Origin of the sequence: Corynebacterium durum (genome assembly GCF_030408675.1) — a bacterium.
Lineage (GTDB): Bacteria > Actinomycetota > Actinomycetes > Mycobacteriales > Mycobacteriaceae > Corynebacterium > Corynebacterium durum.
Window position 1 is genome coordinate 2,612,195 of record NZ_CP047200.1, and the last position, 18,992, is coordinate 2,631,186.

Here is an 18,992-nt window from a genome sequence, read left to right on the forward strand (position 1 = left end):
ATCTCCAAAACATAGTACTTGTCCTAACAAAATTCTCAAATGCGCCGCACAACCCCATTAAAACACGCCAAGAATGGGTGGGCACAAGTGGCGGTCACCATGCAGGAAGCCTAAGTAGGTATTTTATTCTCTGTGGGTTTCTTTTTGCTTTTGGAAAAGAACTTTCTGGCGGATTGTTCAACAAAAATGTACGACGCTGCCGCCACTGGGATGGTCAGCGCCAGCGTCGCTACAAGAACAGGAAAGAAGTATCCGCTAAACGGCCTGATCCCCAGGATTGGGAACGTAAAACCCAGCATGGGTAGATGCCAAAGGAAAATCCCGTAGGCCCACCTGCCGAGCATCCGCACGGCCCGGCTTTGGAGGATGCGCCCACTATCGTCAGGGTCCAGCGCTTGGGGAACCAGCACCGCAGCGGCAAACACGGTACCGGCGAGGATTCTACGCACAAATTCCGGGGCGGTGGGATGAACCAGGCCCGCGGGTCCGAAAAATGGTTGAGCAGCAAGAACCATGACAACAACAGCGATACATAGCCACAACCAGCGGCGACGCAACCAACGACGCACACACGGCCCCACACGCCCTTCCACTTCGGCCGCAAGAATACCCACCACAAACCAGCATGTAAACGCAGGAGGGAAAATCTGCATATTGGGCACCCCCGGGGCGGGGCTGGCGTCAACAAACGGCAGGAATGCCCATCCAAGACTCAGTACAGCAACGGCGAGAATCGCGGGGACGCGAAGACGCTGCGGAAGCGTTGATACCGCCCAGGCAGCCAACGGCAACACGAGATAAAACGCAGCCTCAATGCAGAGTGACCACAGATGTGTAAGCCCGGGCAGTAATCCATTGGGAAAGTAAATCTGCGTGAGCGTCATATTCGCCACTATGGCCAGCGGCGGGGATGCGTACGCTTCAGGAAAAACCAACAACACAAATACAACAAAGACCACATAAGCAGGCATAATTCTGCTGACGCGACTGCGGTAATATGCGCGCCACTCTCGACTGTGTGTAACACCGCCACCCCAGTGCCGCCACAGGAGAAACGCTGATAATGCGAAAAAAACAGCAACAAAAAAGTCGAAGCGTGTGAGTATGCCACCAACAAATGTCGCCGGATCAACACCTGTTTGAAAACCCACATGGGTGAGCACGATTCCTATGGAGGCAACGGCCCGTAACCCCTCCAGGTTGTTCAAGAATGACACGTGCTTTGCGTAAGATTGCATTGAGTCTGATTCTATGTGTTTTTGAGTCTCCAGCGGAAAGGATCACTCTTTTGGCTTCCCGTGTTATCAGTTATTGTGCACTGGGCCTAGGTATTGCGTTACTGATCATCGCAGTACTATCGCCTTTTCTGCTGATCCCAACACTGAAGGTGATTCCCCTGGATGCGGGCGGACCACAGACCACGCAGGAGGCCCCAGGAATGCTGCTTGATGCGCAGGCTTTCGCCGCAAACCAGCCGGTGGAGGAGCATCGGGACGCGCCGGAGTGCGCGCCCTCAGAGGGGGAATTACCCATGAGCTGCTTTATTAGCAGCTCCACTCCGCTGCGGTTGAACCGTACGATGGAGTCCAAAGACCCTGCGACGAAGAAGTTTGTCACTCTGCAGGCCACCACCACCTTGTCCCGTGGGGACCGTGAGGCACCGGATAACGTGGTGTCCACGGCCGTCGATGCGGTGACGCTGAATCGTTTTTCGGCTGAACCGGATGCTGACCTGCAGTCATCCTTCCAGATTCAGGCCCCTGACCTGGGCTTGAATGAGGATACGGGTAAGTTCGCACGCGTGGGTCTGCAATACCGCTTCCCTTTTGATACGGAGCGGCGTTCCTACCAGTTTTTTGACACCACCGCACAGACCGATAACCTCATGGATTTTTCGGATGCGGTGAAGGAGCACGGCACAAAGTCCCTGCAGTTCGAGCAGAACGTGGGCGCGGTGAACATGCTGAATGCGGTCACAGACGCGTTGAGACGCGATGGGGATCTGTCCGACAACGATCGTGCTGCCCTCACCGACCTGCAGGTTACCGCCCCGGCGCGGCGATGGTATTCGGCTGACGAGCTGGCCGCACAGGGCATCAGTCCCGATGAGCAGGTGTCCATGACACGCTACTATTCGGTGGCCCGCACGGTTCGTGTGGAGCCGAAAACCGGCATCATCGTCTACGGCGCGGACCGCCTGAACTACTTTTTCGCCCGCTCGGATGAGGAGGCGCAGCAGGTGGCGGACGCGTTCTTCCGTTCCGTTGACCACGGTGATGCATTCACCCCCAGCCCGCAACGCACCGCCCTGTTTGTCGATGCCGCGTGGGACCAGGACACCCAAGACCGGGCCTGGGATTCAGCCCTCGCTGGCTTCACCGCCTTGAAGAACCTGGAGTTTGCCATCTACGTCGTGGGCACTCTGGGTGTCCTCGTGATCGCCGTGTCCATGGTGTTTGTCCGCCGATCACTGCACCGCCAGCATCACTCCTAGGCCCCGCAGCCATGTCCGCCCGCCACGTGTTCCTCCCCGCCTACGCGGTGTTCCTGGTTGGGCTGCTGTTGTGGCCCCTCGCCTCCCCTGGGGCGCTGATTCACCGCGACATGGTGGTGGTCCCGCACCCAAGCTTGAGCCTCAGCGCGTTTGGGTGTGGGGACCTCCCAGCACGCAACGCCCCGCAGGATGGCGTGTTGGCGCTTGCTGGGCAGCTTATCGACGCCTCGTTCCTCGCCCGCCTGCTGCTGCTCACCGCCGCACTTCTCGGGGCATACGGCGCGGTTGCTGTGGCGCGATATGTACAGGCCGGAACGGTGGGCACAGCCGCCGCCATGACGATCACCATCTACAACCCGTTTGTGGTGGAGCGACTACTCCAAGGCCATTGGTCGCTCGTCATGGCTGCCTGGCTCCTTCCCGGCATTGCCGCCTGGGGGTTCACTGGACAATGGCGGTTGCAGGTGGTGGCGCTGTGGTTGGCATCGCTCACCCCCACTGGCGCGATCACCGCCCTCATCGTCGGAATGTGCACCACCACGCGTCGGTGGTTTCTCCTCTGCATGGGCCTGCTCACCTGCCTGCCGTGGCTCATTCCTGCGCTACTCCACCCGGCGACCAGCAGCCCCGATGGAGCATGGGCGTTTGCCCCACGCGCGGAAACCCACGTTGGGGTGGTGGGTTCAGTGGCAGGGCTTGGCGGGATCTGGAACAGTCAGGCCGTCCCCCCATCCCGGGAAGCGGGCTTCGCCATAGCAGGTGTCGCGCTGTTCTGTGTGCTGCTGGTCGGGGCATGGCGGCAGACCGCCCGGTGCGCACTGCGCCCCCTGATTATGCTGGCTGCGGTGGCCTTGGGATGCCTTCTGATCAGCTACATCGCCTTGCCGTTTACCTCCTGGATAGTCACCCACATTCCCGGCGCGGCACTGTGGCGGGATTCCCAGAAACTCGTCATGTTCGCCATCCCCGCCTACGCCGCGCTGGCGGCGAGTATTCAACGACGCACTGTCGCTGCCGTGGCGATTACTTTGACATTTCTCCAGGTTCCCGACGCCGCGCGGGTGGTCACCCAGATCACTCCCGTCCCAGCTGATCCTGCGTGGTCGGCCTTGGCTGAGCGCGCCGCAGGCCGGGACGTGTTCATCCCCGATTCCACCACCATGGTTCATGACGGTTCTCGGCTATCCATTGACCCCCGCACCAAAGCGCTCTCTACCGTGGAGAACGGGGAATTACGTGTGGGTGGCCGTGTAGTGGATCCCCCATCGCAACGCTACCGCGATGCCCAACACGCCTGGGCCACCGGGGATCGCGCCCAGCTTGAGCGGCTGGGCATCGGCATGGTGGTGGACAATCACAACAGCATCATCACCGAAACCGCCGCGCCACCGCACCGGGGGGCGCGCTTCGCCCTAGGCGTGTTCCTCACGGTGTTGTGGTTGGCCGTGCCGTTGGTGTGTCTCCCGTGGAGGTTCCGACAGCGAGGCAAGTAGCTGTTCAAACTGCATTCCCGTCGTGTGCCAGGAGAATTCCCGCGCGCGCTCCTGGGCGGCGGTGCCGAGGCGGGTGCGGTAGGCGGGGTCGTCGAGAAGCAGCGTCGTGGCGCGAATCAGTTCGGCCTTATCAGAGACGAGGATGCCGGTGTGGTCGTCGATAATCGAATCCTGCAGGCCGGCGGAACTGCGGTACCCCACCGTCGGCACGGCGTGCTGAGCGGCCTCAATCACCGCCAAACCCCAGCCTTCCTTGCGGGAGGGCATCACGTGCAGCGTCGCGCGGGCTAGCAAGGCGTGCTTCATGCCCTCCGACACCTGGCCGTGAAACTCCACACGGTCGCTCACCCCCAGCTCGGCCGCATAGTCCCGCAACTGTGCATCCCACCAGCCGCTGCCAATCACATCCAACACCACATCATGCGTGGCCGACACCGCCGCCAGCACGTCCATCGCATGTTCGATCTGCTTGTGCGGAACCAACCGGGACAGCGTGACCAGATGCACCCGTCCATCGTCGTGCCTGAGCAGCGAGTTCTCCGAGGTGGCATCGGGCAGCGGGTCCACTCCGTTGCGGATAATCTCAATGCGATTCGCATCCACACCCAGCTGCATCAACTCGGTCGCACTGGGCAATGACACCGTCACATAAGGGGTGCGCCGATACAGCCAGGGGGCGACCCACCGTTCCACACACCAACCCACGCGGGACAAAATCGGCCCCGCCACCGGCCACTGCTCGCGGTGGCAATGATGTGTGAGCAGCACCGTGGGTTTACCACTCAACGGCCCAGCAAAAAACGGAATGCCGTTTTGAGTGTCCACCACCACATCCACATCCCGAAACCTACCGACCCCCAGCCTCGCGCCCACCAGCCGCAACCACGCCAGCGGATACACCGTCAGCTTGCCGCCGGCACGGGTGTAGGCGACCCCACGCTGCACGCTGCGCCGAGGCGCACCCGGATACATGGCGGTGTGAAAAAACACCTCATGACCTTGGGAAACCAGGAAATCCCCCACACGCTCTAGATAGCGCTCACTGCCGCCGCCCTGGGGGTGGTGCGTATCGCGCCAACACAGCAACAGAATTTTCATGACTCATCCAGACTAACAGCATCAACCCATCACTCCCGGTGCGGGAGACACGGTTAGCGATTGTTTAACATGGAACCATGACGTTCAGCCATTTTTCCCTGCGGCGCACCCGCACAATGGCCACCCTCAGTCGCTCGCTGTTTTTGCTGCGCAGCTTCGGCTACGAGCAAAGCGACCCCGCGTACTTCTACGGCAACCTCGCCGAAGACACCGCGCAGTTTATCGCCTCCCTCTACTCGGACCGCGTGGTCGGCGGCGCACCCGCCGCTGCCCTGCACAACGCGCGGATTCTCGACGTTGGCGGAGGCCCCGGCTTTTTCTCCGAAGCATTCACCGCGCGCGGTAGCACCTACATCACCGTCGAACCCGATGTCGGCGAAATGGCCGCCGCGAACATTGAGGTTCCCGGAAGCGTCCGCGGCTCCGGCGACGCGCTACCCTTTGCCGACGCCTCCTTTGACATTGTGTATTCCTCCAACGTCGCCGAGCACATGCCCAATCCTTGGGATATGGGGGATGAAATGCTGCGCGTCACCCGCCCCGGCGGCCTGGTGGTGCTCAGTTACACCATCTGGCTGGGGCCCTTCGGCGGGCACGAAACCGGACTGTGGCAGCACTACATCGGCGGCAATTTCGCCCGCAACCTGTACACACGCACCCACGGCCACCCCCCGAAGAACGTGTTTGGGGAATCGCTTTTCGACGTCTCCTGCGCCGACGGCATCAACTGGGCCTCCCGCGTCCAGGAATCCGGCACTGCATCGCTGGTGGGCCTGATCCCCCGCTACCATCCCCGCTGGGCGTGGTGGCTGGTGCATGTTCCAGGTGTCCGCGAGTTTCTGGTGAGCAACCTGGCCATTGTGCTGCGCAAAAACGAGGCGAACGCAGAAAAGTGAACACATAAGCATCCCCTTCCTCGCGGACTGCCTGCGGGGAAGGGGATGCCAGGGGTGGGGATCTTCTTTTTTGAGAAGTCTTACTGCTGAGCCTTAGCCACCCGTTCCTTGAGGGCTTCGAACTGCTCATGCACCTCGGCGGGAACCTTCGGGCCGAGCTTTTCCAGCCATGCTTCGTTATCAACCACGTCGCCGGCCCACTGGTCGGCGGGTGCGGAGAGGGCTTCACGGACATCATCAAGCGGGGTGTCCAGGCCGGTGAGGTCCAGGTCTTCCACCCGGGCGGTGAGGCCAGCAATGGTCTCATCAGCGCTAACGCGGCCCTCAATGCGGTCCACAATCCACTTCAGCACGCGGCTGTTGTCACCGAAACCAGGCCAGAGGAAGCGGCCGTCTTCGCCGCGGCGGAACCAGTTGACCAGGAAGACGGCGGGCATCTTGTCGCCGCCCTTCTTGCCCATGTTGATCCAGTGCTGCAGGTAGTCGCCAGCGTTGTAGCCAATAAACGGCAGCATGGCCATCGGGTCGTGCCGCAGGGCACCCACCTCACCCTCAGCGGCGGCGGTTTGGCCGGATGCCAGGAGTGCACCAATAAGGGTGGCGTGGTTCCAGTCATGTGCCTGGGAGACCAACGGAACAGTGTCGGGGCGTCGTCCGCCGAAGAGAATGGCAGAGATCGGCACGCCTTCGCCGTCGTTGAACTCGGGGGCCACCACCGGGCACTGCTCAATGGGCACGCAGTAGCGGGAGTTCGGGTGGCTGGACAGCTCGCCGGAATCGGGGGTCCAGTCGTTGCCTAGCCAGTCGATCAGGTGCTGCGGGTTGCCTTCCAGGCCCTCCCACCAGATATCCCCGTCGTCGGTGAGGGCGACGTTGGTGAACATAGTATTGCCCGGTTCCATGGTCTTCATGGCGTTCGGGTTGGAGCTGTAGTTGGTGCCGGGTGCCACGCCGAAGAAACCAAACTCGGGGTTGGTGGCGTAGAGGCGGCCGTCCTCACCGAAGCGCAGCCAGGCGATATCGTCGCCCACGACCTCGGCTTTCCAGCCATCAATGGTGGGCTGCAGCATGGCGAGGTTGGTCTTGCCGCAGGCCGAGGGGAATGCGGCGGCCATGTAGTAGGACTTGCCTTCAGGGGAAGTGAGCTTCAGGATGAGCATGTGCTCCGCCAACCAGCCCTCATCGTGAGCCATCACCGAGGCGATACGCAGGGCATAGCACTTCTTTGCCAGGATAGCGTTGCCGCCGTAGCCGGAACCGTAAGACCAAATCTCGCGGGTTTCGGGGAACTGCGTAATGTACTTGGTGTCGTTGCAGGGCCATGTAACGTCTTTTTCACCTGGTTCAAGCGGCGCACCCACCGAGTGCAGGCAGCGCACGAACTCGCCCTTCTCACCAATCGCATCCAGGGCTTTCTGGCCCATGCGGGTCATGATGCGCATAGACATCACCACATAGGCGGAATCCGTCAGCTGAACACCCAACTTCGGGTCAGGGGCGTTATCAGGGCTCATGCTGAACGGCACCACATACATGGTGCGGCCTTTCATGGCACCACGGTAATGCTCAGTCATTTCGGCCTTCATGGCCACCGGGTCGGCCCAGTTGTTGGTGGGGCCTGCACCTTCTTCAGTTTCGGAGCAGATGAACGTGCGGGATTCCACACGTGCCACGTCGGAGGGGTTGGAGCGCGCCAAGAAACTATTGGGGCGTTTTTCCTCATTGAGGCGGATAAGTGTGCCGGCTTCCACGAGCTCAGAGGCTAAGCGATCCCATTCTTCTTGGGAGCCATCAGCAAACACCACGGACTCAGGCTGGAACAGCTCGGCAGCGTCGGCGATCCAGGCTAGCAGTTCTTCATTGTTTGTTGGAGCCGGACCGACGAGACCCGGGATTTCAACTGCAGACATTAATTCTCCTGACATTGGGTGTCACTTGAGGGCTTTCTCTTTCATCAGCGTAGTCATAGACAAAGGTCCTACACAGGGTCTCGGGTGAGAAACTGGCCACAATTTTCCGTTTAGGGGTCATTACCGGTTGGATTACCCCCAATCTCTTCGCTTTTCCTGCACATATCTCTACAATCCCCACCAATGGTTTGCCACCCCCTCGGGGGTAATCTGCTCGACAAGCCCCCAGGATGGATCCCCCCGCTCACCCACCCCCAAGGCTCCCATCGGGTTCAAACCCCACTGTTCTGTAGATGCGTCACCAGGCGCGCATTCCACCGTGTAACAATCCCCGCTAAACAGGACCGTGGCCACCGAATCAATCAGACCATCCCCGTTATAGTCGGTAAACACGCTAACACCACGGTCATCATTCAGCTCCACCGTGCCACCAGGTTCGCCCTCAAAAGCAAAGGACTTGCCATCCATATGCAGCAGCAAACCCGATGATGAGCCGTTGGGAAGCACCTCCTCCAGCGGAGTCATCTCACCCAACCCACACAGCATTGACACCCAATCACCCATCCCACACCATCCTTAGGTTTTGTGTTGTTTTTCTATACCGGAGAGCTTTAAACGGATCCATTGCCCACCCGCGGAAACTCCACGTTGTTGATAACTGGTACTATCCAGTTCCTTCGTAGTAGCAAGGATTGAGATAACCAATGAGCACCATCGCTGCCTCCGGGCCACCCATTGCCGCCATAGCCGAAAAGCACCGCACACAAGGCTGAACGCAACAATCCCACCGAGCCACAGCCCCGGAATAGCGCTGTCGACAACGCTGTGCACCAACCGAAACAGCGCGCCCCCGCTTACAACAGTGACCACCGGGGCGTCGACAAGCGCGCGCCATCCCAGCCGCAACGGGGGTGGCACCTCGACGTTACGTTGCTCACACAAGTTGACAAGGCGGTCCCGCGCCGAGGCGTATCGACGTCCCGCCAACCTCTCGATACTGGACAGCTCAGCGCGCAGCCGCTCCTGCGCCCGCTGATCCGCACGCTCTGCGGCATGCATCCATCGCGCAGCCTCCGGCATGGGCATGACCCCCACCGGCGGTCGAGCCACCACATCCGCCAATTTCTTCTCCACACTGCCCTGAGCGACGGCGATACCCGGCACTGCCTCGGGCGGAAGTGCGGCCGTGCTCACGACCCTGCCGACTTTCTCCATCGCGTCCGCAAGGGTAGGTGTATCGTGCGGGCCCCACCCCTGCGGCGGGGCAGCGGCTATCACGACGTCGACACCCGCATGGGGTTTGTCCGCCACCTGCCAGCGTTGCCGGAGTTGCAGCGACACTGTCGTGGTCGTAGTGGAATCTGGGCCGATCACAGCCAGTACCGGCTCCTGTTCGTACGGTGCAACCACCGGAGGTGGCGGACCGCATACGGCGAGTGCTTTCTCTAGGTCATCAGCAACCTCGGGGAAACGATACGCAATAGCCCTCACCTCACCATGCAGCACGCGTTGCCGCGCCCCCACCAAGTCCCCATCAGGGCAGGATCGCAGCAGATCCGCCACCAGTAGTGGCACTTCAGCTGCGCTCTCGCAATGCGTAAACAACATCGGACCTGCCGCCATGCGGGCCTTGGTGCGTGCACCCACCTCGCTGCTATGCACCAGCACGGCGAGGTCGACGCCCCCTTGAGTGACCGGCCAGGCTGCGTCAACGATGTGAATTCCGCGGCTAAACCCACTATTTGTGTCCTTAATACTAAGGAGTGGAACAGATGCCGATTCTGTGCACACCACCACGCGCAGAGGACCCAGCGCAGCCTCCAGTACGGCATCCACGCACTGCGCGGCCACGCAATCAGCGGGACGGGACCGCAACCAGGCGCGCAGCGGCATCGCGTTCAGCCATTGTTCCCACTGGTGGGGTGACACAAAAGGAACGGAGGAAGACACAGCGGACGGCTCTACAGACGGCACTGATCGACCCGCCACGGCATTCATCATGCTGTTCATGAATCCCCCACATTCCTCACCCCAATTATGTACCCCGCCAGGCTGCCGCCGCGTACAAGCACCATCAGCGATTACCCAACCGTGATACCACAGGCACCGCGGTTGGTGCAGCGCATGCCCTCATATCAGGGTATGCATCACAGTCGCGACATTGAAGTTCGCCCACGAAAAGGGGCAAAATATGAAACGATGTCTATCCCCGAAAAAACACAACCGCACGGCCGCCGCCCACTACAGTCGGAGTTTAACGACGGCCGTGATTACCCGCGTCTTGGGAGCGTCAGTTTCCGACGCGGCACCCTCACCGAGAATCAGGAAAAAACCTGGGAGGAGCACTGGCCGCAGCGAGGTCGTGAACTCACCAACGACCCCGCAGACCAGACCATTGATATTGCAGGCTGGTTCGGCCGGGAGGGTCACCCCACCATCCTGGAAATCGGCAGCGGCACCGGAACCTCCACCGTCGCCATGGCACCCCTGGAACCCGACACCAACATCATTGCCGTGGAGTTGTACCGGCCGGGCCTGGCTAAACTGCTCGGGGCGTCGGTACGCGGGGGCGTCGATAATATCCGCATGATTAAAGGCGACGGTGTGGAAGTGCTGAACCGCATGTTCCCCGAAGCGTCGCTGGACGGGGTGCGCATCTTTTTCCCCGATCCTTGGCCGAAAGCCCGGCACCACAAGCGGCGCATCATCCAGTCGGGAACCCTGCACCTCATTGCCACCCGCCTGAAACCCGGCGGCGTCCTGCACGTGGCCACCGACCACGCCGACTACGCAGACTGGATCACCGAGCTGGCCACAGTCGAACCCCTGCTCGACTACAAAGGCTGGCCGTGGGCGGAGTGCCCGCAGCTCACAGACCGCCAGGTCATCACGAAATTCGAGGGCAAAGGACTCCAGAAAGACCACACCATTGCCGAATTCCTTTGGCAGCGTACCGCCGATAACGTAGCCGAGGGCACGCCGGATAGCGTAGGTGATGGCAGCCCTAGCGCTACCACAGTGACGTAATTCTGGAGGCTACCGCAACGATATGACCAGCATGATCGACACGATTCATGAGCACTCCAGCGGCTCTTTTCCCTGCAGCACACCCGTCTTTGTCCCCCACCCCACGGACAACGACGCCACGAGCCATCACGCCAAGCCACAGGGGCTCCTCCTCATCTGGGATGCCCCCAACCTTGACATGGGCCTCGGAGCCATCCTCGGCGGGCGCCCCACCGCCGCCTACCGCCCCCGCTTCGATGCCATCGGCCGCTGGCTATTAGATCGATCACAGCAGCTGTCCGAACAGTTGGAAACTCGTATCGAACCGGAAGCAACGGTGTTCACCAACGTCGCTCCCGGCGGTGCCGACGTCGTGCGCCCCTGGGTGGAAGCCCTCCGCAACGTCGGTTTCGCCGTCTTCGCCAAACCCAAACTCGACGACGATACCGACGTGGACCCCGATATGCTCGCCCACATCCGCCGCAGGCACAGCGAAGGAGTACTCAAAGGCATCATCGTGGCCAGCGCGGATGGCCAAAATTTCCGCGACGAACTGGAACAGCTCGCCACCACGGGCATCCCCACAACCGTTCTTGGTTTCCACGAACACGCCTCATGGGCTGTAGCATCGGAAACGTTAGAGTTTGTGGACTTGGAAGAAATTCCCGGTGTGTTCCGCGAACCGCTACCTCGCATCAGCCTGGACAATCTGCCCGAGGAAGGTGCCTGGTTGCAGCCATTCCGTCCGCTATCTTCGCTACTGTCAGGGCGGCCTTAGTGCTGGGAGGCTAAATTATGTTTACTGCTTGGGGACATTTTGCGTACCAACATAGAAAAGTTGTTCCCGCTGTCATCGTGTCGGTGGTACTGCTATGCTTTCTCATTTTTGGCACCAAGCTTGATGAACGCATGAGCCAAGAAGGGTGGGACGATCCACATTCGTCCTCCACCCGTGCCGCACAGATCGAACAAGAGGTCTTCGGCCGCGACAACTCCGGCGACATCATTATGCTCTTCGACGCCGCGCCGAGCGTCGCCCTGAACGACCCCAGCACCGCCCAGAAAGCCAAAGATTTTCTGGACAAGATCAAGACGGAACACCCCGAGCAGGTCGACCATATTGATAGCTACTTTGACAACCGCAACGCCCAACTGTTGTCCCCAGACCAGCGCACCGCCTTCGCCGCGATCGGCCTCAAAGGCGACGGCGAGGACGTGCTGAAAAACTACCGAGCCCTTGAAGGCTCACTGACCCCCGGTGACGGGACACTGCCCGACGGCATTACCGTCAGCATCGCTGGATCCACCGCCGTTGCCGACGCCCTGGACGAAGGCATGGCCGGCGACATTCGGCGCGCTGAAGTCTACGCACTCCCCGCCGTAGCGATCCTCCTGCTGTTTGTCTTTGGCTCCGTAGTTGCCGCAGGCATGCCCCTGGTCGTGGGCATCTTGTCCATCCTGGGGTCGCTGGGTGTGCTGTCGATCCTTGCGACACAAACGCAGGTCAACGTATTTGCGCAGTCCGTGGTCACGCTGCTGGGGCTGGGCCTTGCCATCGACTATGGGTTGTTCATGGTATCTCGGTTCCGCGAAGAACTCAGCAAAGATGTGCCCATACCCGACGCCGTTGCCAACACCACCGCCACCGCCGGACAAACCGTGGTTTTCTCTGCGGGCATGGTCGCCGTGGCGCTGTCCGGGTTGTTTATTTTCCCGCAAGCCTTCCTCAAATCAGTCGCCTACGGTGCCATCAGCGCCGTGAGCCTTGCAGCCTTATTGTCTGTGACCGTGTTGCCCTCAATGTTTGGCCTGCTGGGCAAGAACATTGACAAGTGGACAGTGCGGCGCACGGCCCGCTCTGAGAGCAATCTTGACGCCAGCTTCTGGTCGCGTATACCCGCCTGGGCGATGCGACACTCCGGGCTGGTCACCGCCGGGATTGTCGCCGTGCTCGTTGCCTTGACGATCCCGCTGATGGGCGTGAAGTTTGGCGGTATCAACGAAACCTACCTGCCGCCGGACAACAAAGTCCGCCAGGCCCAAGCGGAATTCGACGAAAAGTTCCCCAACTTCCGCACCGACCCGGTAAAACTCGTGGTAACAGGCACCACCGGCAACGATCAACTCGTGCAAGTGTTCACCCAGGCCAACTCCGTGGAGGGCCTGACCGGGCGCTTCACCGCTCAGGGGGCCACCACGGACGGCACTACCGTGCTCTCTGCGGGCATCACCGACCGCGACGATAACGCAAAGGTGATCAAGCAACTCCGCGAGATCGAAGCCCCCGAAGGCGCGGAAGTCCACATTGGCGGCACGCCCGCGCTGGAGGTGGAGTCCATTGAGGCGCTGCTGAGCAAGCTCCCGTGGATGTTCCTCTACATCATTGCCGCCACGTTCATTCTCATGGCGTTGGTGTTTGGATCCATGATCCTGCCTGCAAAGGCAATCATCATGACCATCCTCGGTTTGGGGGCAACCCTGGGCGTTCTCACAGCCATGTTTGTCGACGGCGTGGGGTCCAGCATATTCAACTTCACCGCAGGCCCCCTCATGAGCCCAGTCCTGGTGCTCATCATGTCCATTGTCTACGGTCTGTCCACCGACTATGAGGTGTTCCTGGTCTCCCGCATGGTGGAGGCGAAGCAAAAAGGCGCCACCACCGACCAGGCCATCCGGTACGGCACAGCACATACGGGGTCCATTATCACCGCCGCCGCCGTCATCATGATCGTCGTGTGCGGCGCGTTCGGGTTCTCCGAGATCGTGATGATGAAGTACATCGCGTTCGGTATGATCGCTGCGTTGCTTCTCGACGCCACGGTGATCCGCATGTTGCTCGTTCCCGCTGTGATGCACATCCTGCGGGAAGACAACTGGTGGGCACCACCATTTGTGAAGAAAGCCTCTACCTATTTGGGACACACCTCAGAGCCAGCGGGGGCGCAGCCCACGTTTGCCGAAGTGGGAGCAGCCACTACGGGTGGTGTAGGTGCCACCGAGACGTCGCTACCGAGACCCGTGACCATTGGCGGAGTCAATACCCCCCAGGTGGTGGATTCGATCCCTGAAAACAGGGTGATCCCCAGCGCCGGATCGATCCCTGGAGTTGAGACCATCCCCAGTTCCGTCGCGCAAGCAGCAGCCGCTGAAACAGTGGTGAACGTGCGGCCGGTGGCAAGCGCCCCGCCCACGCCTCAGCACCAACAGGAGCCAGTGGAGGAACCACGTCAGAAGAGTGCAAGCGCCCCATCAAACCCCTCAGTGCATGGGCAAGTACCCGAGTCGCAGCCGGACGTTCCTGCGGCATCGCACACCGCGTTGTTGCCGCAAGTACCCAAGCCAGGGCAAGGCCCCGCTCACGATGCCAAGGCAACGCCCGTCGCAGTGCAAAAAGTCGAGGAAGCAGTGGGCAAAGGCTTGGACAAGGCCGTACTGCTTGTGCGTCAGGGCATGAAGAAGGTCCAGGAAACCCGAGAGGAAGCAGCCAAGAAGCAACAGGCCCGCAAGGAAGCGCACGAGAAGCAGCAACTGCAAGAAGAGCAGAACACTGCTGTTGTCCAGGATGAAGCGCAGGTTCCTGTCGGACAGTCGGCATCAAGGATCCCCGGCCCGCCAGTTCCTGGGATGCAAAGTCAACCACGTCGGCAGTCGGCACCGCGCCGCCAGATGCCCACCACGCCGCCAACCCCAACACCGGCAGCGGTGCCGCGCCAACAGGCTCCTCAGCCACCAATGACGCAGCAGAAACCGCAACAACAACAGCAGTGGCCTTCCGGCACCCAGCAGCGTCCGAGCCCCATCGATGAGTTGTCCCTCGACGATATTCCCTTGCAGGACCTGCATATCCTCGCCGCCGATGATGCGGCGCGAGGTGGTCGGCGTGCCAGTGAAGACACCAAACTAATCCCTTTCACCGAGTTGATGGAGCGGCTGAACACCAACGACCCCCAGGGGCGGCCTCAACAGTGAAAACGCTTCGCGCACTTGCCAGCACCCCATGGCTGAGGTGGCTTTTTATGCTGGCCATACTAGCCATGGTGGTGTTTTTCCTGCGTGGGCGCCTGAGTTTTCTGTCGGAAGGCATCGCTGAGGTGCGTAAGGCCGACGGTTGGGGTGTCGCCCTTGCCCTGTTCGCATCGCTGGCATCACTGGCAGCGATGGCCGAGGTCATGCGGATTTTGCTACGTGCGGGGAAGGTGCACACGCGGCGTCGAGATGTTAACGCCCTGGTGCTCAGCGCAAACGCCTGGTCCACCTCGTTTCCCGGCGGGCAAGCGTTGGCGACTGTCCTGCAATTTCAGACCATGCGACGGTGGGGCGCCAGCCCCATTTTGTGTTCCTGGCACATCGTCCTGTCCGGGGCGTTGGCTACGGTGTGGTTGGCAGCGCTGGGTGTGATTGCCATCCTGTTTTTGGGGGCGTCGTTTTCCTTGTGGTCGCTTGTGGGCACGGTCGCGGTAATGCTGTTGCTATCGTGGCTGGTGTATTGGGCGGCGCATAACCCCCACAAGCTGGCTGAACTGATCCGCACGGTCCTGCCGAAGCTGAATCGATTGCGCCGCAAGCCGCCGCAGTACCAGGTGGACGAGGCCGTAGAGCAGGTGAATCAGCTGCAGGCCGTCAACATGACCACTGGCCAGTTTCTTCTGGCCGCAGTGTGGTCGTTGATGAACTGGGTGTTTGACATCCTCACCCTGTGGGCGTGCGTCTGGGCCGTCACAGGTGCCACCCCAACCTTCCACTCGGACCCGAATAACACCACCGTTGCGGGCGTGGCGTTGGCGTTTGTCACTTCCAAGATCGTCGGCACTATCCAGGCCACTCCAGGCGGTTTGGGGCCCGTGGAGGCCGCGCTGACTGGCACGCTCGTGGCCGTGGGTATGACGGTGGTGGAGGCATTCGGCTCGGTGTTTGTCTACCGCATGGTGTCGTTCGTGATGATCACCCTGCTCGGATGGGTGGTGTACTTCTTCACCTACACACGCAAAGGACTCTCTGCGCGGGACGCCACCTAAACGACCACGTAAACTAACGGCTATGTCTGATCGCCTTACCCGTTTCTTTCCGCTTTTCGATGCCGCGGCCATCCTGCTGTTTGCTCTGCTCGCCCGAGTTGCACACCGCGGCGACCGTGGCCTCACAGTGTGGACGTGGCTGGATACAGCCTGGCCGTTCTTAGTCGGCGTCGCCATAGCATGGCTGGCAGCCCGGCGCGTGTTTCAGGGTTCCGCTCAGGGGATGGGCTTTGGCGGGGTGGTATGGGTGTTGGCCGTGGTCACGGGCCTGGGTATTTGGTGGGCGCGGCACGCCACCGTGCCGCATTGGTCCTTTATCATCGTGGCCAGCGTGACCAGCGCCCTGCTGCTCTTTGGGTGGCGGCTGGTCGTGCGGTTTGTGCACTGAGCTAAGGTGAACTGGCTACATGGGCATGATGGTGTGCTTCTTGCGCATCTCGGGCTCTTCCTTGGTGGCTAGTTGGCGCAGGGCTTGGCGCAGCATCAGCCGGGTTTGGTTTGGCTCGATCATGGCGTCAATGTATCCGCGTTCTGCGGCGACGTAGGGGCTGGTCATATTCTCGTTGTAAAAGTCCATGAACAGCTTCTTCATGTATTCCCGCTGCTCGGGCGGGGCAGCTGCGAGCTGGCGGCCTTGGATCATCACCACAGCGGCTGCGGCACCCATCACGGCGACCTGGGCGGTGGGCCAGGCAAGGTTGATGTCACCAGTCAGGTTTTTGGACCCCATGACGGCGTAGGCGCCACCGAAGGCTTTGCGCACGATCAGGGAGATTTTCGGCACGGTGGCTTCTACCACGGCGAAGCCGAGTTTGGCGCCACGGTGGATCAGTCCCACTTTTTCCTGCTGGACGCCCGGTAGGTAGCCGGGGGTGTCCACCACAAAGATGATGGGAACGTTGTAGGCATCGCAGATGCGGATGAAGCGTGCGGCTTTGTCAGCGGCATCAGCATCGATGCAGCCCGCAAGGTGCAGAGGTTGGTTGGCAACGATGCCGACCGGGCGGCCGTCGATACGCGAGAAGGCGGTGATGATGTTGGGGGCGTAGTCGGGCTGGATTTCCAACACGTCGTCGGAGTCGAAAATCTTACCCAGCAGGTCCAGCATGTCGTATCCGGCATTGGGATCGTTGGGAATGAATGTGTCCAACACGCTGTCTCCCACAACAGCCTCGTCGGCTGGTGCCCAGTACTCGGGCGCGGGTTCGTCGCAGGAGCTCGGCAGGTATTCGAGCAGGTCATGGACGTAATTAAAGGCTTCATCCTCTGTAGGTGCCACATAGGAAATGTTGCCGTTGAGCGCCTGCTGGTGCGCGCCACCGAGTTCAGCAGAGGTGATATCCTCGCCGGTGACCTCACGGATGACGTCGGGGCCGGTAACGTACATTTCGGCTCGGCCTTCCACGGCAATAACAAAGTCCGTGGTCACCGGGGCGTACACCGCACCACCAGCGCATTTGCCAAGCATGATGGAAATCTGCGGGCTTCGGCCCGACAGGGGCAGCTGGCGCCGCGCAATTTCCGAGTACATGGCCAGCGAGGTCACGGCGTCTTGGATGCGGGCACCACCGGAGTCTTGGATGCCGATCACCGGGCACCCGATCTTGATGGCCATGTCCATGACTTCGCAGACTTTGCGGCCAAACGTCTCCCCCACAGAACCGCCGTAAACGGTCTTGTCGTGCGCGTACACGGCGACGGGGCGACCGTTGATACGCCCATACCCGGTGACCACGCCGTCGCCGTAGGGAGCTTCCGGGTCGTCGGGGGTGCGACCCAGCGCACCGATTTCCACGAACGAACCTTTGTCGAGCAGTCGGTCAATGCGTTGCCGGGGGCTGGTCAAACCAGCCGCATCTCGCTTTGCTCGGGCACGTTCACTGCCCGGATCTTGTGCCTTTTCAAGCCTGGCGTGGAGGTCAGCGAGTTTTTCCGCCGTGGTGGTACCAGTCACTGTCGAGCTACTCGTTTCCGTCTTCTTCTCCGGCGAGCTCCGCGATGCGCCTGCTCAGGTGCGCACCCACGGTGCCTATTTCGGGTTCATCTACAACGGCAAGATGATCGCCGTGTAGCTGAATAATGTCTAACTTGTCAACGATAGCGGACCAGCCACCGTCCGCGTCAATCTTAGCGTAGTTGGGTTCCAGCTCAATCGCCCCATCGTGCATGCGCTCGGCTCGGAACAACATGACGGGAACTGTCACGTCGTCCCAGCGGTGCAGGTCCAGGTGGTTGAGGATGCGGTTATCCACAAAGGAGGCGCGCTGGTGCTCCAGCACCCCGGCGGCCAGGCCATGTTCGGAGGCATCGGTATTGGCGAGGAAGTCGGTCATCATCTGCAGAAGGGCTTCTTCACCTGCGGTCTCCAGCAGATCGTAGGGCACCTCAAAGTCCAGGCCGTACGTCTTCTTGGCAAAGGCCGAATAGCGTTCCCACCGCGCCCGGGTTTCCTCGGGGGTGTTGGGGATGGGTTCGGAGGGCTGTACCGTGTCCAGCAGCGCAATCAACGCCACGTCTATGTCGCTATGTACCAGCTGGTGAGCCACCTCGTAGGCGAGCGCACCGCCGAGGCTCCACCCGCCGAGGATCACCGGTCGCCCGTCCGAGTATTCACGAATATCGTCGAGATAGGCTGCGGCGCGTTCCTCCAGGGACCCTTCCAGGCGTTCCACACCGTAGACGGGTACGTCCGCAGGGAGTCGCCGCACCAGCGGCTGGTACACCACCGACGATCCTCCGGCAGGATGGAACATGAACACCGACGGCTTGGTGGATCCCTCTGGGCGGGCTCGCAGCACGCGGATCGTGCCTTCCACCTCTGTTTCCAGCCCTTCGCGCACGATGTTCGCCAGCGGTTCCAGGGTATCCGCGTCCAGCACCTGCTGGGTTGTCACCTCAACACCGCTGCGGTCGCTGAGCCGTTCCGCGATGGCACGCGCGGTGTCCTCACTAATGGACGGCAATTCGCTGCTAATGCCCGCCGCTGCCGTCCCGGTAATGCTGGCCCAGGTAGCAAAAACCATGCGCTCGGATGCGTCACGAGGCGCAACACCCACACCTTGTTTGGAGGCACGAGTGCC

The 18,992-nt window shown here is 61.0% G+C and carries 14 protein-coding genes and 1 pseudogene; 8 read left to right on the forward strand and 7 right to left on the reverse strand.

The genetic code is table 11. The features are described 5' to 3' along the window. Nucleotides 1–110 precede the first annotated feature (110 nt). Nucleotides 111–1,238 carry an acyltransferase family protein gene (locus tag CDUR_RS12160; protein WP_179418413.1) on the reverse strand — a complete coding sequence of 376 codons (1,128 nt, stop codon included), beginning with the start codon at nt 1,236–1,238 and terminating at the stop codon, nt 111–113. A 50-nt stretch (nt 1,239–1,288) separates the two neighbouring features. Here CDUR_RS12160 and CDUR_RS12165 point away from each other — a divergent pair, with 50 nt between their 5' ends. Beyond that, the gene (locus tag CDUR_RS12165; protein WP_179418414.1) at nt 1,289–2,494 is read left to right on the forward strand and encodes a PorA family protein; all 1,206 of its coding nucleotides are present in this window, start codon (nt 1,289–1,291) and stop codon (nt 2,492–2,494) included. Nucleotides 2,495–2,505: 11 nt separating this feature from the next. Beyond that, a complete protein-coding gene (locus CDUR_RS12170) occupies nt 2,506–3,987 on the forward strand; it encodes an MmpA family trehalose lipid delivery protein (RefSeq protein WP_179418415.1) in 1,482 nt (493 codons plus the stop codon). Here the strand turns inward: CDUR_RS12170 and CDUR_RS12175 are convergent. After that, entirely contained in the window at nt 3,907–5,085 is a 1,179-nt protein-coding gene (locus CDUR_RS12175) for a glycosyltransferase family 4 protein (RefSeq protein ID WP_179418416.1), read from the reverse strand. The two genes, CDUR_RS12170 and CDUR_RS12175, sit on opposite strands and share 81 nt — an antisense overlap. Before the next feature lie 77 nt (nt 5,086–5,162). Between CDUR_RS12175 and CDUR_RS12180 the strand changes: the two genes are divergently transcribed. Then, entirely contained in the window at nt 5,163–5,981 is an 819-nt protein-coding gene (locus tag CDUR_RS12180; protein ID WP_233452951.1) for a class I SAM-dependent methyltransferase, read from the forward strand. 80 nt (nt 5,982–6,061) lie between these two features. Here the strand turns inward: CDUR_RS12180 and CDUR_RS12185 are convergent, their stop codons facing one another. The 3 genes from CDUR_RS12185 to CDUR_RS12195 all read right to left on the reverse strand — a co-directional run bounded on the left by CDUR_RS12185 (nt 6,062) and on the right by CDUR_RS12195 (nt 9,901). Then, the gene (locus tag CDUR_RS12185) at nt 6,062–7,891 is read right to left on the reverse strand and encodes a phosphoenolpyruvate carboxykinase (GTP) (RefSeq protein WP_179418417.1); all 1,830 of its coding nucleotides are present in this window, start codon (nt 7,889–7,891) and stop codon (nt 6,062–6,064) included. A gap of 168 nt (nt 7,892–8,059) precedes the next feature. Further along, on the reverse strand, nt 8,060–8,455 hold the full coding sequence (locus CDUR_RS12190) for a hypothetical protein (protein WP_006062241.1): 396 nt from the start codon (nt 8,453–8,455) through the stop codon (nt 8,060–8,062). A gap of 12 nt (nt 8,456–8,467) precedes the next feature. Next, nucleotides 8,468–9,901 carry a hypothetical protein gene (locus tag CDUR_RS12195; protein ID WP_179418418.1) on the reverse strand — a complete coding sequence of 478 codons (1,434 nt, stop codon included), beginning with the start codon at nt 9,899–9,901 and terminating at the stop codon, nt 8,468–8,470. 189 nt (nt 9,902–10,090) lie between these two features. On the opposite strand from CDUR_RS12195, the gene trmB reads away from it, so the two are divergent. The 5 genes and pseudogenes from trmB (at nt 10,091) to CDUR_RS12220 (ending at nt 16,300) form a co-directional block, all read left to right on the forward strand. Then, entirely contained in the window at nt 10,091–10,918 is an 828-nt protein-coding gene (gene trmB, locus CDUR_RS12200; protein ID WP_179418419.1) for a tRNA (guanosine(46)-N7)-methyltransferase TrmB, read from the forward strand. Nucleotides 10,919–10,940: 22 nt separating this feature from the next. Next, nucleotides 10,941–11,675, forward strand: a complete 735-nt coding sequence (locus CDUR_RS12205; protein ID WP_006062238.1) for an NYN domain-containing protein — start codon at nt 10,941–10,943, stop codon at nt 11,673–11,675. Between the two features lie 17 nt (nt 11,676–11,692). After that, nucleotides 11,693–13,828, forward strand: a pseudogene (locus tag CDUR_RS12210) (MMPL family transporter); the annotation flags it as partial. A gap of 1,085 nt (nt 13,829–14,913) precedes the next feature. After that, entirely contained in the window at nt 14,914–15,912 is a 999-nt protein-coding gene (locus CDUR_RS12215) for a lysylphosphatidylglycerol synthase transmembrane domain-containing protein (protein WP_179418421.1), read from the forward strand. Nucleotides 15,913–15,934: 22 nt separating this feature from the next. Continuing rightward, nucleotides 15,935–16,300: a DUF3054 domain-containing protein gene (locus CDUR_RS12220; RefSeq protein ID WP_060995947.1), complete on the forward strand. Its 366-nt coding sequence runs from the start codon at nt 15,935–15,937 to the stop codon at nt 16,298–16,300. A 15-nt stretch (nt 16,301–16,315) separates the two neighbouring features. Here CDUR_RS12220 and CDUR_RS12225 read toward each other — a convergent pair whose 3' ends face one another. Together CDUR_RS12225 and CDUR_RS12980 are read right to left on the reverse strand one after the other, a co-directional pair. Continuing rightward, nucleotides 16,316–17,866 carry an acyl-CoA carboxylase subunit beta gene (locus CDUR_RS12225; RefSeq protein WP_179418422.1) on the reverse strand — a complete coding sequence of 517 codons (1,551 nt, stop codon included), beginning with the start codon at nt 17,864–17,866 and terminating at the stop codon, nt 16,316–16,318. Between the two features lie 7 nt (nt 17,867–17,873). Then, on the reverse strand, nt 17,874–18,935 hold the full coding sequence (locus tag CDUR_RS12980) for an alpha/beta fold hydrolase (RefSeq protein ID WP_425551733.1): 1,062 nt from the start codon (nt 18,933–18,935) through the stop codon (nt 17,874–17,876). Between the last annotated feature and the right edge of the window lie 57 nt (nt 18,936–18,992).